This is a genomic window from Solwaraspora sp. WMMD1047 (assembly GCF_029626155.1).
In the GTDB taxonomy this organism is placed as follows: Bacteria; Actinomycetota; Actinomycetes; order Mycobacteriales; family Micromonosporaceae; genus WMMD1047.
Genome location: NZ_JARUBL010000001.1, coordinates 2,769,651 through 2,785,254 on the forward strand (window position 1 = coordinate 2,769,651; position 15,604 = coordinate 2,785,254).

Sequence of the window (15,604 nt, forward strand, 5' to 3'; positions counted from 1 at the left end):
TAGGTAAAAAGTCAGTAGGTGACCACAGCCTTGAACCGGACGTCGCCGTTGACGACCCTGTCGTACGCCTCGGCCACGCGATCCTTGGGGAAGAGCTCGATCATCGGTTTGACGGCGCCGCGTGCGACGAAGTCGAGCGCCTCGACGAGGTACTCGTAGCCGTTGTGGGCGGAGCCGATGATCTGGTGGCTGTTCGACACCAGGGGCAGCGCGGGCAGCGTCAGCTCGTCGGTGGCGATGCCCATCATGACGACCTTGCCCCACGGGCGCAGGCCGCCCATCGCGCTGGCGAGCGCCGCGTGGTTGCTGCCCGTGTACATGATCAGATCAGCGCCACCGACGGCTTGGAGCCCCGCGCCGTCGGCGACGACCTCGTCGGCGCCGAGCTGCCGGGCGAGGTCCTCCTTGTCGGGGCTGTGGGTCACCGCGGTGACGTGGTAACCCGCGGCCGTCGCGTACTGGATCGCGAGGTGACCGAGTCCGCCGATGCCGACTACGGCGACCCGACCGGACGGCTTGACCTCCGCCCGGCGCAGGCCGGCCCAGACGGTGAAGCCGGCACACAGGGTCGGCGCCGCGAGCTCGTAAGAGACCCCGTCGGGCAGCAGCACGGTCCCATCGACGTCGGCGACGATGTACTCGGCGTGCGCGCCGTCGACGTTGACGCCGGTGAGGATCGGGGCCGCGCAGTTCGCGGCGGTGACGAAGCTGTTCGGGTGCTGCTCACGGCAGAAGTCGCACCTACCGCACCGCTTCTGCACCATCGGGAGGCCGACGCGGTCGCCGATCGCGCGTTGGGTGACCCCCGCGCCCACGGCCACCACCTCACCGACGCCTTCGTGTCCGAGGACCAGGGGGAACTCGCGGAACGACAATGTGCCGTTCGCCATCCACACGTCCGTGCCGCAGATCGCGCAGGCGCGGACGCGCACCAGCACCTGGTTGGGGCCGGCCTCCGGCCGATCCACGTTCTGTAGTTCCCACGGGGCGTTCACCTTCGGAACGACGACCGCCTGCATCTGGGTAGCCATGCACACTCCTCCTTGGCTCGGGAGATCACGGCATGACGCTACGAACGGCCGGATTCACCCGTCCAAGACCTGTTCCGCATCCCCTTCATGCCTGACCTGCATGGGTTCCCGGTGCCGCGGACGCCGTGCGGTCGGCATGTGCGCGGGCGCGTCGGCTCGGGTCTACCCGGTGGTGGAGCCGGTCTCGGATAGCCGCGATGGCCCAGGCGACCAGAGATCAAATGATGAAAAGGGTCGCTGCGAGGCTCCGCAGCGACCCTTTTCGACATTTGATCAGTTCGCCACCTCGCCGGACGGGACGGCCGTCACGAAGGAGCGCCAGGCGGTCGGGTGAAAGGTCAGTGCTGGGCCGGAGTGGTCCTTGCTGTCCCGGACCAGCACCCGGCCGGGCAGGTTTCCGGCCACCTCGACACAGTTGCTGTTGCCGTTGCTGCGGGTCGACTTCCGCCAGCGCGGCACGTTCAGGTCCACGAGTCCGCCGCCTTCTTGATGAGATCGAGGCTCATATCTTGTGGCAGAGCGTACTCCCGGATGGCCTCCCACTGTCGTTCGAGAATGTCGAGGCGGGCAGGGTCCTCGACCACGTCACCTGCCCCGGGGGCGTCCCTCACGCCGACCGTGTGCCCATGTGCGGTGGCGAGCGCGACCGGGCCGTCGAGGCCGGCGTAGGCGCCGACGTGGGACGGCACGATGAATACGCTGACGTTCGGGAGTTCGATGGCCTCGATGAGGGCGAGCAGTTGCTCGCGCATGACCTCCGCGCCGCCCACCGAGCGGTAGAGGGCGCCCTCGTCGAGGATCGCGACGATCCGGGGCGGGTTGTCCTCGCGAGTGATGATCTCCTTGCGGGCGAGGCGGGTCGCCAGGGTGTCCTCGGCGGGCCGGCCGGCCTTGGTCGTGCCGATGACCGCGCGTGCGTACGCCTCGGTTTGGAACAGGCCGGGGATCACCGCGAGTTCGAAGTACCGGAGCAGGGTGGCCTCCCGTTCGTGGTCGAGCCACGGGCGCAGCCACACCGGGGACGACTCCTCAAGGACGAACTTGCGGTAGAAGGTCAGGTAGTTCGTTCCGAAAGCGCGATCGACGGCGGTCAGATAGTCGGGGAGCGCGGGGCGCACCCCGCGCTCCACGGAGCTGACGTGCTGTGCCGAGAACTTGATGCGCGCACCCCACGCTTCCTGGGTCAACCCCAACGATTCGCGGGTACGGCGCAGTTCCCCTATCAGATACTCGCTCGCTGACATAGCCCTTCACGTTCCTCACATCTCGCCAGACGGTGTTGGTCCCCTGTTCCGGGCGTACGGCGGCACGCGACGCCATTTCCCATCTTCCATCGGGGAGCCGTCTCGGTCCAGGGTGGACACGACAGGAAAGGCAGCCAGGCGCCGGTGCCCGGGGTGGCGTGGATGTGCGGTGCGGGGCGTCCGGGAATCGGCACTCACGGATTGGGGGGCAAATCGTGAATCCGGAAGACGAGGATCAGGAACGGCCGGTGAAACGCAGGAAGTGGCGGCCGATCAACGGCCGGCGGATCGGTGGACATCACGATCTTTCGCGGCCGGGTAATCGGCCGTTGGACCGGTGGGTCGACACCGATGGTGGGCCGGGACCGGATATTCCGAACGGCGGCGGATTCGTCGCGCCGGCATTTCCCACCGGCACCCTGTCCGGCGGCTTCGGTGATCCGGTTCCTGATCGTACTCCGGCCCACGTCCAGGCGGACACCCTGCGGATGATGCTGGCCCGGCACCAGCCACGGGACGACATCACCTGCCTGTGCGGTCAACAACTCGGCGAGGAGACCGGCCTGTGCTGGTACGGCCGACAGGCCCAGCAACGCCTCCACGACCTCCTGGGCGACGAGGACGACCCGGACACGTGATCCTGGCAAGAAATCGCCCCCTGGGGCCGAAGTTACCAAGATCCAGGTTGGGTGCGTCGAGGGCCGGCCCGCCCCTGCCGGTGGGCGGGCCGACCCTCGACCACGGGCGCCTCAGGAGCAGGCCGCGCCGTTGAGGGTGAAGAGTCCGGGCGACGGGTTGGGGCCGCCGCCGGTGGTGGCGTTGAAGCCGAAGGTGACCGTGGCGCCCGGTTGGATCCGGCGGTTGTAGCTCTCGTTGCGGGCGGTCAACGTGGCGCCGGTCTGGCTGGCCTGCACCATCCACGCCTCCCGCAGCTTCTGGTCACCCAGGAACGAGAACCGCAGCGTCCAGCCGTCGATCACGGCGTCACCGGTGTTGGTGATCGTCACCTGCGAGGTGAAACCGCCGCCACCGGCCCAGGAGCCGTAGTTGGTGTAGGTGACCCTGCACGACGACGCGACCGGTGCACTCGCCCCGCCCTGGTCGGCCAGGAACGACGAGATCCAGGCCAGCGCCGAGTTCCAGTTGATCGCCACCTCGTTCGTCGCGTACGAGGCGATGTCGTCGACGTAGCAGAACATCGGCGCGCAGCCGTCCAGCAGCTGCTTGGCGAACGGGTCGTCCAGGCTGGCGTTCGCGCCACCGGCGATCGAGCCGGCCGGCGGATTCGGCAGCGACTCGTCGTACTGGTTGCCGAAGATCCGGCTGTGCTGGTTCTCCGCCGCGTTCTCGCCCCAGCCGGTCACGTACGACTGGTTCAGCGCGTTGCGGCCGAGGATGTAGTCCATCGCCTCGACCGCCCCGTCCCGGTAGGACACCTGACCGGTCAGGTCGTAGGCGGTGACGAGCACCACGGCGTTGTTGATGATGTTGCTGTTGGCGCCCCAGAAGTAGCTGCCCGGGCTGCCCGGCATCGGCAGCCCGTACGCCTGCCCGGCGGCGGTGGCCAGGTAGGCGTCGGCGGCCTCGACCACCGAGGCCCGCAGCCGGTCGCGCTCGGCGGTGGTCAGGCCGCTGGGCACGGTGGCCAGGTCGAGCCGGCCCAGCGCGGCGGTGCTGCCCCAGCCGAAGCCGTTCGGCTCGAACACGTCGCCGGTGTGGTGCGGCGACGCGGTCAGGTCGTTCAGGTACTGCTGCCCGCCGGTGGTCAGGTACAGCTCGGCGGCCGCCCAGTAGAACTCGTCGGTCACGTTGTTGTCGCTGTAGGTGCCGCCGCCGTTGCCGTCGTTCGGGTCGGCGTACCGGGTCGGGTTGGCCTTGGCCGCCGCGTACGCGGTGGTCGCGGCGGTGCGGCAGCGCTGCGCGAACGCCGCGTCGTACGGCGCGAAGAGCCGGGCGCACTGGGCGGCGGTGGCGGCCAGGTTGAGCGTCGCGGCGGTCGACGGCGGGTGCAGCTCGCGCAGCTCCGGGTCGTCCTCCGGCTGCAGCGGCAGGCCGGTCCAGTTCCGGTCGTGCATCTTGTGGTGCGCCATCCCGGCCAGCGGCTGACCGGCCGGGACCTGCATGCGCAGCAGAAACTCCAGCTCCCAGCGGGCCTCGTCGAGGATGTCCGGCACGCCGTTGTCGTTCTCCGGCAGCCGCAGGGTGCCGTCGGCCAGGCCGGCGCCGCCGTCGGCGGTGGGCGCGGTCTTGGTCCGCTCGAACGCGCTCAGCAGCTGATAGGTGGCGATGCCGCCGTTGACCACGTACTTGCCGTGGTCGCCCGCGTCGTACCAGCCGCCGCGCACGTCCAGCCGGTAGTCGCAGACCCCGGGCTGGCAGGGCACGTCGGTGTCGCCCCGGTTCGGCGCCACCCCGAGGTGGCCGGCCGGGCGGGCGTACTCCTCGCCGACCAGGTCGCCGTCGATGGCGATGCCGCTGCGCTGGATGTAGAAGAACTGCATCGAGTCCGACCGGAGCTGCTCGTAGAGGTCGGCGGCGATGTCGAACGGGTGGCTGGTCTCGCCGTCGGCGACGAGGGTGTAGCCGGTGCCGGCTGTGCGGTAGGACGAGAAGTCGATGGTCTGCACGTTCTGGGCCGACGCCTGGTCCACGCCGCGCGGGGTGCTCTGGCCGGAGGCGACGACCGCGCCGGCCGCCGAGTGCAGCTCCCAGTCCAGTGCCTCGGTCGCCTCGGTGACGACGGTGGCGTGCTTCGGCCCGCCCGGCAGGTAGCCGACCTGGTTGACCCGGACCCGGGGGCCGGTGTCCGGCACGTACGGCGGCTCCTCCTCGCCGCCGCGCAGCGAGGCGTTGTCGACGCAGAGGGTGTAGGCGTCGGCGTTCCCGCCGACCTGGAAGACGACCTGGGCGGCTTCGGTGTCCTCGGGGGCGGTGAAGGTCCGCTCGAACCGCTGCGCGGTCGCGGTGAGCGTCAGCTCCTCGGAGAAGTACGAGGTGTACGGCTCGGCGCCCAGTTGCACGGCGACCCGGACGGTGGCGCCGGGGTCGGCCGAGGCGTCGAACGAGAAGGCGTACGCCTCGCCGGCCAGCAGGGTCACCGCGTTCTGTCCGACGCCGGCGTCCCACGGGTTGGCCAGTCCGGCCGGCACCCCGGAGCAGAGCCGGCCGTCGTCGACACCGAAGCTGCTGGTGCCGTACGAGAACCAGCCGGTGGTGCCGTCGGAGAAGTCGCCGTTCTGCAGCTGCTCGGCGCCGTCGGCCGGCGGCCCGGCTTCCTCGCTGGTGAGCGAGACGTCGTCGAGGCAGAAGGTGAACGGCTCGGCGGCCCCGCCGAGTTGGAAGGTCAGGGTGCCGTTGGCGGAGTCCAGGTTGCCGGTGAACTCGTACGCGAAGGTTTCCCCGTCGGCGGTGAGCGCCAGCTCCCGGGACGAGACCGTGGTGTACGGGTCCTCGTTGAGCTGGACGTTCGCGCGGACCGTGACCGGGGCGCTGGCGGAGGCGCGGAAGGTGACGTCGTAGCCGGCGCCGTCGGCGAGCGGGATGTCGTTGTGGCCGAGGCTGGCGTCCCAGGGGTTGGCCAGGCCGGCCGGCACCTCCACGCAGAGCTGCCCGTCCACGATGGACATGGGCGCGTTCTCGGTCGACCACCAGGGGTCGGTGCCGGAGTCGAAGCTGCCGTTGGCGATGTGCTCGGTCGGCTCGGCCTGGGCCTGGGCGTTGGGGATGAGCAGGCTGGTGCCGGCGAGCGCGGCGGCGGCCACGGTGGCCAGCAGCGCCACCGCCCGCCCGCGGCGTCGAGGTCGGGTCACGGGGGGATCCTTCCGGAAAATTGGGAGCGCTCCCAGTGTCGTGCCGATGTTGCCACCCTGTTTCCGGGCTGTCAATCGATGGCACTGGATCATTTCCGACCTGGACGAAGATGCCGCCCGCCACCGCCGGACGGAGCCAGTCGCCGGGCGGACGGGGAGTGTCGTCGATCATCCGCGATGGGCAAAGATGAATCCCTGTTCTCAACGGGGTGCGGGTGAGGAGGGGCGTGGACGAGTCTGACGGGCCGTGGCGGCGCAACCCGCCGGCCGGACCGGACCCCGGGTGGGCCACCACCGGCGTCCCGGCCGGCGCCACCACCGCCGGCGACCGCACGGCCCGTCGCCGGCCGCGGTCCCGCGGCGTACGCCTGGTCGCGTTCCTGGTGGGCCTGGTGCTGCTCGGGCTGGCGGTGGTCACCGCGGTCGTGCTCACCGGCCCGCCGTCGGAGCAGGACCTGCTCGCCGAGGCGGGTCTGGTCGGCAAGCGCGAACTGCTGATCGGGGTGAAGGACGACCAGCCGGGGGTGTCGCTGCGTGACCCGGAGACCGGCAGGTACTCCGGGTTCGACATCGACATCGCCCTGATGATCGCCGCCGACCTGGGTTTCGGGCCCGACGCCGTACGCTTCGTCGCCATCGAGAGCGAGGACCGGGCCCGGATGATCGCCCGCACCGACGACGGGCAGTTCCTCACCGTCGATCTGGTGATCGCCACCTACAGCGTCACCGAGGAACGGGAACGGGTCGAGGGGGTGACCTTCTCCTCGCCGTACCTGAGCACCGAGCAGTCGGTGGTCACCCGGACGGACTACGCCGGCTCCGTCGACACCCTCCAGGATCTGCGCGGCCGCCGGGTCTGCAGCCTCTCCACGGCCACCAGCGAGTCCGCGGCGGGCCGGGCCGGCGTCGACCTGACCAGCAAGAAGCGGATCAGTGAGTGCGTCGACGACCTGCTGCGCGGGAAGGTCGAGGCGGTCACCACCGACGCGGCGATCCTGGCCGGCTTCGTCGCCCGGCATCCGGAGCGGCTGCGGCACCACGACATCGGCCTGGACGTGCAGGAGTCCTGGGGGGTGAACACCGGCAGCAACGAGGCCCTGCGGGACCTGGTCGACCTCTGCCTGTACCGGTCGCTGACCGACCCGCGCGACCGGCGTTGGGAGGACGCCTTCGAACGCCATCTGCGTCCGGAGCAGCCGATGAACCTACCGCAGCCGATCGCCGTGGACCGGCAGCCCGGGGCCCGCGAGGTGCCGGTACGGCAGTGGCCGTGGTAGCCGGCGGCCCGCCCGCACCCGGCCGGCCAACCGGCTCGGTCCCGCCGACCGGGCGGGTGATCTCTGCTCGCGGAAGGTCACATTCTGGCAACCCAACGTAAACTTCGGTCGGCAGGGGTGACGGTGTGGTGATCTACTAGAGACATCGTGGCCCTCTTCCTGGCAGGCTGCCTGCCATGACCCTGAAGCTGCGCTCCGCGGCGGTGACCCACCGTGGCCTGATTCGGAGCGGAAACCAGGACTCGGTGCATGCCGGTCCCTGGCTTGTCGCCGTCGCCGATGGCATGGGCGGGATGGCCGCCGGTGATCTCGCCAGCACGATAGTGATCGAGGCGATCGCGCCGCTGGACGTGGCGACGCCCGACGAGGCCCTGGTCGGGGCCCTGCAGGAGGCGGTGGAGGTGGCCAGCGCCGGCATCCGGCAGGCGGTCGCCGAGGACCCGGACCGGCAGGGGATGGGAACCACCCTGACCGCGCTGCTCTTCTCCGCCACCGGCACCTGCCTGGCGTTGGGCCACATCGGCGACTCCCGCGCCTACCTGCTGCGCGGCGAGAACCTCCGGCAGCTCACCCGGGACGACACCTTCGTGCAGATGCTCGTCGACGACGGCGTGATCACCCCCGAGGAGGCGAGCAGCCACCCCCGCCGGGCCGTGGTCACCCAGGCGCTGCAGGGCGAGAAGGTCAGCCCCGCCTACCTGACCCTGGTGCCGGAGGCCGGTGACCGCTGGCTGCTCTGCAGCGACGGCCTCTCCAATGTGGTACGGGGCGACACGCTCGCGGAGGCGCTGACCTCGTACCCGGACCGCGAGCACTGCGCGCAGCGCCTGGTCGACCTCGCGTTGCGGGCCGGCGGCCCGGACAACATCACCGTCATCGTCGCCGACGTGGTCGCCGAGGACTGAACCCACCCCGACGCCCGCTGTGGGCTGGCGCCGCCGCGCCCGGCGAGAACCGAGCCCGCCTCAGCGCCGCCTGGGCTGCGCGCGTGCGGTCGCCACGGCGGTCGTCGGGTCCTCCGGCCACGGATGCCGTGGATAGCGGCCCCGCAGCTCCGCCCGGACCTGCGGGTAGCCGGTCTGCCAGAAGGAGCCGAGGTCGGCGGTGACCGCCACCGGCCGGCCGGCCGGCGAAAGCAGGTGCAGCAGCACCGGCACCCGCGCGTCGCCGATCCGCGGCGCCGCCCGCCAGCCGAAGGTCTCCTGCAGCTTCACCGCCAGCACCGGCGCCGCCGGGTCGGCGTAGTCGACCCGGGGCCGGGAGCCACTGGGCACGGCGATCCGCTCCGGGGCCAGCTCGTCCAGCCGGGCCGCCGCCGGCCAGGGCAGCAGCCGGCGCAGGGCCGACGCGACGTCGATCCGGCCCAGGTCCGTGCGGCGCCGCGCGGTCGCCAGCTCCGGGCCGAGCCAGGACCCGGCGGTACGCAGCAGCGCCTCGTCGCCGACGTCCGGCCACGGGTCGCCGAGCGCCGCCCTGCAGAAGGCCAGCCGGGCGCGCAGCGACCGGGCTCCGTCCGACCAGCGCAGCAGGTCGAGCCCGACCCGGCGCAGACCGTCCAGTAGGGCGGCGGTGAGCTGATCCCGGTCGGGCTGGTCCAGGGCGCGTTCCGACAGCACGATGGCGCCCAGCGATCGGACGTCCCGGGCGACCACGTCGTCGCCGGCCCAGCGCACCTCCCGCTCCTGCCGCAGCAGCGCGGCGCCGGCCTCCCGGGCGGTCGCCTCGTCGATGACCGCGGCCTGCCGGATCACCGCCGACCGGCGGCCGGCCGGGCGGTCCGCGACCCCGATCGCCAACCAGGGCGAGCCGGCCAGCGCCGAGCCGGCCGGCAGGTCCGCGGCGGTGCCACCGGCCATCAGGTACGCCGTCCCGCCCGGCTCGCGCAGCCGGGCCAGCCGCTCCGGGTACGCGAACCCGACCAGCAGCCCAGCCGCCAGATCGTCCGGCAACCCGGCCGAACGGCCGGCCTGGCCGCTGGCCGGGTCGCTGGTCGGGTTGCCGGCCTGGCCGCTGGTCGGGTTGCTGACCTGGCTGGCGGTCGAACGGCGGGACTGGCTGCTGGTCGGGTCCAGCCGACCGGGGCCGGTGGTCTTGCCGGTCACCTGCTTCCCGGTCGGGCGTGGCAGGGCCGCGTGCAGCCGGTCAACCTCGGCCCGCCACCGGGCGGTTGCCGCCGCGTCGGCGCCCGACCGCAGTCGGCGCCAGCCGGCGGCCAGGTCGTCGCCACCGGCGGTGCCGCGCAGCGAATCCTCGGCGAGCAGGGCGACCACCTCGGCGGCCCGGCGGGCGCCGAGCGGACCGGCGCCGTCCAGCAGCGCCCGGGCCAGTCTGGGATGGGCACCGACGGCGGCCATCGACCGTCCGCGCCCGGTCGCCCGCCCGTCGGCGTCCACCGCGCCGAGCGCCGCCAGGGTCTCCCGGGCGATCCGCAGCGCCGCCGGCGGTGGCTCGTCGGGCAGGGCGAGCCCGGCGCCGGTGGGGTGCCCCCAGACCGCCAGCTGCAGCGCGAACCCGGTCAGGTCGGCCACCGCGATCTCCGGTTCCGGGTGCTCCGGCAGCCGGTCGTGGGTCGCCTCCGACCAGCACCGGTAGACCCGGCCGGGACCCTGCCGACCGGCCCGGCCGGCGCGCTGGGTGGCCGACGATCGGGACACCGGCACCGTCACCAGGGCGCCGAGCCCGCGGGCCAGGTCGGTGCGGGCCACCCGACTCAACCCGGCGTCGACCACGATCCGGACGCCGGGCACGGTCAGGCTGCTCTCGGCGACCGCCGTCGCCAGCACCACCCGGCGCCGCGCGCCCGCCCGCAGCGCGACATCCTGCGCCGAGCCGGACTGCCGGCCGTGCAGCGGCACCAGCTCCACCCGCCCCTCCGGCTCCCGGGGACCCCCGGCCCGGTCCCTGCCAACCGGTCCGTCCTTGGCCGGATCGGTTGGAAATCGCAGGTCGGCCAGCCGGCCAGTGACCGCGGCTATCTCGCCGGCGCCGGGCAGGAAGACCAGCACGTCGCCGGTGGCCTCGCGCAACGCCCACCGGACGGTCGCGGCGACGTGGTCGAGTAGCCGGGGGTCGACGCGCAGCCCGTGCGGCGCGTCGAGCGGCCGGGGCGGGGGAGCCCAGACCACCTCGACCGGATGCGGGGTCCCCTCGGCGGCCAGCACCGGCACCGGGTGGCCCGGCGGGCCGAGCAGGGCCGCGAACCGCTCGGCCTCGGCGGTGGCGGACATCGCCAGCAACCGCAGATCGGGGCGGAGCGCGGCGCGTGCCTCCACGCAGAAGGCGAGCGCCAGGTCGGAGTCGAGGTGCCGTTCGTGACACTCGTCGAGCAGCACGGCGTCGGTGCCGGCCAGTTCGGGGTCGGCCTGCAGCCGCCGGACCAGCAGGCCGGTGGTGACCACCTCGACCCGGGTACGGGGACCGGACCGCCGCTCGCCGCGTACCGCGTAGCCGACGGTGCCGCCGACCCGCTCGCCCAGCAGCGCGGCGATCCGGTGCGCGGCGGCGCGGGCGGCGACCCGGCGCGGCTGGGCGATGACGACCTTCCCGGCCACGTCGTCGAGCAGCGCGGGCGGCACCAGCGTGGTCTTGCCGCTGCCCGGCGGGGCGACCAGGACGGCGGCGCCGGCCCGGCGAAGGGTGTCCCGGATCGCCGGTAGGAGGTGCCGGACCGGCAGATCGGCGGCGAGGTCGGCGGACACCCGGCAAGTCTGCCGCACCCGGTGCCGTGGCCGGACGCCGGTTGACTCTGCCACCGTGTCAGGGCCGACCGTAGGGGGACCATGTTCAGTATCGGAGACTTCGCCAGGCTCGGCCGGGTGTCGGTGCGGATGTTGCGGCATTACGACGCCATCGGCCTGCTCGTGCCGGCCAAGGTGGACCAGGCCAGTGGGTACCGCTTCTACACGGCCGCGCAGCTCGGTCGACTCAACCGGGTGATCGCGTTGAAGGATCTCGGCTTCACGCTCCAGCAGGTTCGGATGATCATCGACGGCCAGGTCGACGGTGGGGAACTGCGCGGCATGCTGCGGCTGCGGCGGGCCGAGCTGGCCGATCGGATGGCGGCGGACACCGCCCGGCTGGCCGGCGTCGAGGCGCGGCTCCGGATGATCGAAAGGGAGGGTCAGATGAGCACCGAGGACGTCGTACTCAGGGCGGTCCCCGCTGTCCGGGTGGCGGAACTGACGGCGGTGGCCGCGAGCTACCAGGGGGCCGACATCGGTCCGGTCATCCAGCCGCTCTATCCGGAGGTGCTCCGCCGGATCGAGGCCGCGGGGGTGTCGCCGACCGGGCCGAGCGTCGCCTACTACGAACCGGTCGCCGGCTCGGGGGAGGCGGTGACCGTGCACGCGGCGGTGCCGGTCGGCGTCACCACGACGACCGGGTACGACTTCGACGTACGGGATCTGCCGGCGATCCCGACCGCGGCCACCATCGTGCACCGCGGCTCGATGGACGAGGCGGACCGCAGCATGCAGATGCTGGCCCGGTGGATCGAGGAGAACGGGTACCGGATGGTCGGCTTCGCGCGTGAGGTGTGCCTGGAGTTCGATCCGGACCGGCCGGACCGTTGGGTGCACGAGTTGCAGCTGGCCGTCAGTCGGGACTGACCACAACGCGGCGGCGGCCGGCTCCCCGCAGGGGAACCGACCGCCGCCAGCGGTGTGTATCAGGCAAGCAGGTGATTCAGGTGGCTCAGTAGGAGTCGCCGAGCTGACCGCGCAGCTTGGTCAGCGCCCGGGCCAGCAGCCGCGACACGTGCATCTGGGAGACGCCGATCTGGTCGGCGATCTGCGACTGGGTCAGGTTGCCGTAGAACCGCAGGGTGAGGATCTTCTGCTCGCGCTCGTCGAGGCTGGCCAGGGCCGGCCCGAGCGCCACCCGCAGCTCGGCGAGCTCGAACTCGCCGTCCTCGCCGCCGAGCATGTCGCCGAGTTCGGTGGCCCGCTCGCCGTCCCCGGTCGGGGTGGAGAGCGAAACCGCGTTGTAGGCGCGGGCACCCTCCAGGCCCTCCAGCACCTCTTCCTCGGTGAGCTTGAGGTGCGCGGCGATGTCGGCGACCGTCGGCGAGCGGCCGAGGGTCTGCAGCAGGCTGCTGTTCGCCTCGGAGATGCTCAGCCGCAGCTCCTGCAGCCGGCGCGGCACGCGGATGTCCCAGGTGCGGTCGCGGAAGTGGCGCTTGAGCTCGCCGATGATGGTCGGGATCGCGTAGCCGGCGAAGTCGACGCCGCGCGTCGGGTCGAACTTGTCGACCGCCTTGATGAGCCCGACGGACGCGGTCTGCACCAGGTCGTCGCTGGGCTCGCCGCGGCCGCTGTAGCGGTGCGCGAGGTGCTGGGCGAGCGGGAGCCACGCCTCGATGGCCTTGGCCCGCAGGGCAGCCCGCGACGGGTGCGTGGCCGGCAGGGCCGCCATCGCCTGGAGCAGGTCGGTGGCGCTGTCGGAGAGCGCCTTCGGGTCGAGCTCGACGTCGGCTGTGGTGGCCGCCGGAGCTGTGGTCTGCTCAGTGGTGGTTGACGCGGTCATGGTGGTCCTCCCTGCACCTCGTCCGCGGAAAAAGACAAGTCGCTGTTTGGTTAATCAGGCGCCGGTCGTATCGGCCGGCTTGGCTGTTCAGTGGACACACTAACCCGATCAGTCCGAGGAAATCTAGCCGAAAGGCTGATGGATAAAAGCCTCATGTAACTCATATCGGGCAAATCTCGCCAAGAATTTTGCTGAACTACGCTTCCGGCGTGGTCCATCCACCCGGAACGTCCAGTGCTCAACTACCCGCAACGCCCGGCGATCCCACCTCCTCGGTGGCCGCGATCGTCCTGGCGGCCGGCGCCGGGCGGCGCTACGGCGGGCCCAAGGCGCTCGTCCGCCTCGACGGCCGGCTGCTGGTGGAGCGGGCGGTCCGCACCGCCGCCGAGGGCGGCTGCGCGCCCGTGCTGGCGGTGCTCGGCGCGGCCGCGGACCGGATCCTGGCGGAGGCGGATCTGGGCACCGCTGCGCACGTGACGAACCCCGACTGGGCCACCGGAATGGGCTCGTCGCTGCGGACCGGGCTGGGCGCGCTGGCCGGCACCCCGGCGGTCGCCGCCATGGTGCTGCTCGTCGACATGCCCGGCGTCACCCCGGCGGCGGTCCGCAGGCTGGTCTCGTTGGCCGGCCCGGACGCGCTCGCGGTCGGTGGCTACGGCCCCCGGCGCGGCCACCCGGTGCTGCTCGGCCGGCGGCACTGGCCGGGGGTGGCCGCGCTGGCGGTCGGCGACGTCGGAGCGCGCCCCTACCTGCGCGGGCGGGCGGCGCAGGTGCGGGTGGTCGACTGCGCCGACGTCGCCGACGACACCGATCTGGACACCCCGTCGCCCTGACCGGTGGCGGACCGGCGGAAACGGGCCGGCGGAAACCGGGCCGGCCCGTGGGCCGCTACCCGGTCGTCTCGGCGGGCAGGCGAAGAGCCAGGAAGAAATCCACCCGGTCCTCGAACCGGGTCAGGTCGCGTCCGGTGAGCTGTTCGATCCGGCCGATCCGGTACCGCAGCGTGTTGACGTGTACGTGCAGCAGCGCCGCGCACCGACTCCACGAGCCCGAACTGGCCAAGAACGAGTCGAGGGTGCGGACCAGTTCCGCGTCGTGCGCCCGGTCGTAGGCGAGCAGCGGACCGAGCAGCCGGTCCCGGAACGACCGCCGCGCGTCGACGGGCAGCCCGGCCAGCAGCATCAGGTGCGAGGCGAGCTCGCTGGCGGCCACCACCCGGACCCGCTCCGGCGCACCGCCCGGCCCCGCCGTCCCGCCGGCCGGCCCCACCCCGCCGACTGCTGTCCCGGCGGTGGCTGTCCCGTCGGTTTCGGTGCCGGCGGTTTCGGTGCCGGCGGTGGCCGCGCCGAGGGCGTGCCGGGCCTCCTCCACGGCGCCGGCCAGTGCCCCCGCTCCGTCGGCCGGGTCGCTGACGCCGATCGCCAGCCGGCTGGTGCCGGTCAACCCGGCGGCGAGTCCGGTCGCCGCCGCCCGGATGCCGGCCACCACCGTCGCCACCTGCGGCGGTGCCACGACCAGCACCCCGAGTACGCCGTCCGGCGGTCCGGCTCCGGTGACCACCGCCGGTTGCCCGGCGCCGGCCGTGCGGACCACCTCCTCGCAGACCGCCACCGCCAGCTCCGGCGGCGTGCGCAACCCGGTCAGCCGGGCCGCCACCGCCAGGAAGGTGGCGTCGGGCGGCAGCCCGCAGGAGAGCAGCCGGCCCGGCAGGTCGGCGCCCGCCCCCCGGCCGGCGAGCACCGCGCCGACCTGGTCGGCCAGCCGCCGCTCGATCCGGCCCGCCTCGTCGAACTGCGCCCGCTCCAGTGCCACCGGGCTGACCAGTTCGGCCGCCACCCCGGCCAGATCCGGCGCGGACGGCTCGCCGGCGACGGCCATCCCGGCCCGGTCCGTCCCCGGGTGCCCGCCGTCGGCCGTACCGGTGTGGTTCGGCCCGAGGGGTCCGGCAGCGGCGGCCGTACCGTTGCGGTTCGGCCCGAGGGGTCCGCCGGCGGCGGCCACCGCGAGCAGCCAGCCGGACAGCCGGTGTTCGGGCCGGCCGGGCACCGCCGCCAGCACCATCGGGCGGCCGTCCAACACGACCGGGGTGGGCAGCCGGACGGCGGTCAGGTAGGCCGTCGCCGCCGCCGCGCCGGTCGTCGCCGGCAGCGGCGCCGTCGCGGCGACCAGCCGACCGGTCGGGGTCAGCACCCAGCAGTCCACCCCCAGGTCGGCGGCGACCGGCGGGAGCAGATCGGCCAGCCGGGCGCCGCCGGCCATCGCCGCCACCAGGCCACGGTGACGACCCAGCACGGTGGCCAGGCCGCTGGCCCGCCGAGCCCACAGCGTCGGGTTCACCCCGTCCAGGATCTCCCGGAACGACACCTCGACCGGCACCTCGAACAGCGGGATCCGGTGCCGGCGGCAGGCCGCCACCAGGTCGTCCGGCACGCTGCCGTACGCCGCGTCGCCGGCCCCGATCGCGGCCACCCCGGCGGCCGCGCAGGCGGCCGCGAAGAGCTCCGAATCCGCCGGCCGTCGCCGCCACATCAGCCCGGTCAACACGATCTCGCCGCCGGTCAGGTAGCGCCGGGGGTCCGGCAGGTCGGTGACGTAGACCCGCGACACCGGTCGGTCGAGGTCGTCGGCGCCGGCGAGTACGGTCAGCCGCAGCGCCGGCAGGTCCAACGCCTCACGCAGCAGCATCACGGGCTCCGCTCGCCTGGTCGGTCCGCCCCGCC

The 15,604-nt window shown here is 73.0% G+C and carries 12 protein-coding genes; 5 read left to right on the plus strand and 7 right to left on the minus strand.

Annotated features, from left to right (window positions below; translation table 11 throughout):
• Positions 1-11 precede the first annotated feature (11 nt).
• From O7627_RS12730 to O7627_RS12740, 3 genes are all read right to left on the minus strand, one after another.
• Positions 12-1,031, minus strand: coding sequence for an alcohol dehydrogenase catalytic domain-containing protein (locus O7627_RS12730; protein WP_278093710.1), 1,020 nt, complete (start codon positions 1,029-1,031; stop codon positions 12-14).
• 273 nt (positions 1,032-1,304) lie between these two features.
• The gene (locus tag O7627_RS12735) at positions 1,305-1,502 is read right to left on the minus strand and encodes a DUF397 domain-containing protein (protein ID WP_278093711.1); all 198 of its coding nucleotides are present in this window, start codon (positions 1,500-1,502) and stop codon (positions 1,305-1,307) included.
• The gene (locus O7627_RS12740) at positions 1,493-2,275 is read right to left on the minus strand and encodes a helix-turn-helix transcriptional regulator (protein WP_278093712.1); all 783 of its coding nucleotides are present in this window, start codon (positions 2,273-2,275) and stop codon (positions 1,493-1,495) included. The genes O7627_RS12735 and O7627_RS12740 overlap by 10 nt, the downstream gene beginning before the upstream one ends.
• A gap of 248 nt (positions 2,276-2,523) precedes the next feature.
• Here O7627_RS12740 and O7627_RS12745 point away from each other — a divergent pair, with 248 nt between their 5' ends.
• Positions 2,524-2,913, plus strand: coding sequence for a hypothetical protein (locus O7627_RS12745; RefSeq protein WP_278093713.1), 390 nt, complete (start codon positions 2,524-2,526; stop codon positions 2,911-2,913).
• A gap of 111 nt (positions 2,914-3,024) precedes the next feature.
• Here the strand turns inward: O7627_RS12745 and O7627_RS12750 are convergent, their stop codons facing one another.
• Entirely contained in the window at positions 3,025-6,084 is a 3,060-nt protein-coding gene (locus tag O7627_RS12750; protein WP_278093714.1) for a glycoside hydrolase family 9 protein, read from the minus strand.
• A 227-nt stretch (positions 6,085-6,311) separates the two neighbouring features.
• Between O7627_RS12750 and O7627_RS12755 the strand changes: the two genes are divergently transcribed.
• Positions 6,312-7,361 carry a transporter substrate-binding domain-containing protein gene (locus O7627_RS12755; RefSeq protein ID WP_278093715.1) on the plus strand — a complete coding sequence of 350 codons (1,050 nt, stop codon included), beginning with the start codon at positions 6,312-6,314 and terminating at the stop codon, positions 7,359-7,361.
• A gap of 176 nt (positions 7,362-7,537) precedes the next feature.
• The gene (locus tag O7627_RS12760) at positions 7,538-8,266 is read left to right on the plus strand and encodes a protein phosphatase 2C domain-containing protein (protein ID WP_278093716.1); all 729 of its coding nucleotides are present in this window, start codon (positions 7,538-7,540) and stop codon (positions 8,264-8,266) included.
• A 60-nt stretch (positions 8,267-8,326) separates the two neighbouring features.
• Here O7627_RS12760 and O7627_RS12765 read toward each other — a convergent pair whose 3' ends face one another.
• A complete protein-coding gene (locus O7627_RS12765; protein ID WP_278093717.1) occupies positions 8,327-11,059 on the minus strand; it encodes an ATP-dependent helicase C-terminal domain-containing protein in 2,733 nt (910 codons plus the stop codon).
• Between the two features lie 81 nt (positions 11,060-11,140).
• Between O7627_RS12765 and O7627_RS12770 the strand changes: the two genes are divergently transcribed.
• The gene (locus tag O7627_RS12770) at positions 11,141-11,968 is read left to right on the plus strand and encodes a MerR family transcriptional regulator (RefSeq protein WP_278093718.1); all 828 of its coding nucleotides are present in this window, start codon (positions 11,141-11,143) and stop codon (positions 11,966-11,968) included.
• Positions 11,969-12,053: 85 nt separating this feature from the next.
• Here O7627_RS12770 and O7627_RS12775 read toward each other — a convergent pair whose 3' ends face one another.
• Positions 12,054-12,884 carry a SigB/SigF/SigG family RNA polymerase sigma factor gene (locus tag O7627_RS12775; protein ID WP_278093719.1) on the minus strand — a complete coding sequence of 277 codons (831 nt, stop codon included), beginning with the start codon at positions 12,882-12,884 and terminating at the stop codon, positions 12,054-12,056.
• A 275-nt stretch (positions 12,885-13,159) separates the two neighbouring features.
• Here O7627_RS12775 and O7627_RS12780 point away from each other — a divergent pair, with 275 nt between their 5' ends.
• A complete protein-coding gene (locus O7627_RS12780) occupies positions 13,160-13,717 on the plus strand; it encodes a nucleotidyltransferase family protein (RefSeq protein WP_278098263.1) in 558 nt (185 codons plus the stop codon).
• Positions 13,718-13,772: 55 nt separating this feature from the next.
• On the opposite strand, the gene O7627_RS12785 is transcribed toward O7627_RS12780, so the two are convergent.
• Positions 13,773-15,569, minus strand: a complete 1,797-nt coding sequence (locus tag O7627_RS12785; RefSeq protein ID WP_278093720.1) for a PucR family transcriptional regulator — start codon at positions 15,567-15,569, stop codon at positions 13,773-13,775.
• Between the last annotated feature and the right edge of the window lie 35 nt (positions 15,570-15,604).

Coding starts and splice junctions, on each gene's coding strand:
- O7627_RS12785 (WP_278093720.1), bottom strand. CDS start 15,569: ATGCTGCTGCGTGAGGCGTTGGACCTGCCGGCGCTGCGGCTGACCGTA.
- O7627_RS12730 (WP_278093710.1), bottom strand. CDS start 1,031: ATGGCTACCCAGATGCAGGCGGTCGTCGTTCCGAAGGTGAACGCCCCG.
- O7627_RS12770 (WP_278093718.1), top strand. CDS start 11,141: ATGTTCAGTATCGGAGACTTCGCCAGGCTCGGCCGGGTGTCGGTGCGG.
- O7627_RS12760 (WP_278093716.1), top strand. CDS start 7,538: ATGACCCTGAAGCTGCGCTCCGCGGCGGTGACCCACCGTGGCCTGATT.
- O7627_RS12775 (WP_278093719.1), bottom strand. CDS start 12,884: ATGACCGCGTCAACCACCACTGAGCAGACCACAGCTCCGGCGGCCACC.
- O7627_RS12740 (WP_278093712.1), bottom strand. CDS start 2,275: ATGTCAGCGAGCGAGTATCTGATAGGGGAACTGCGCCGTACCCGCGAA.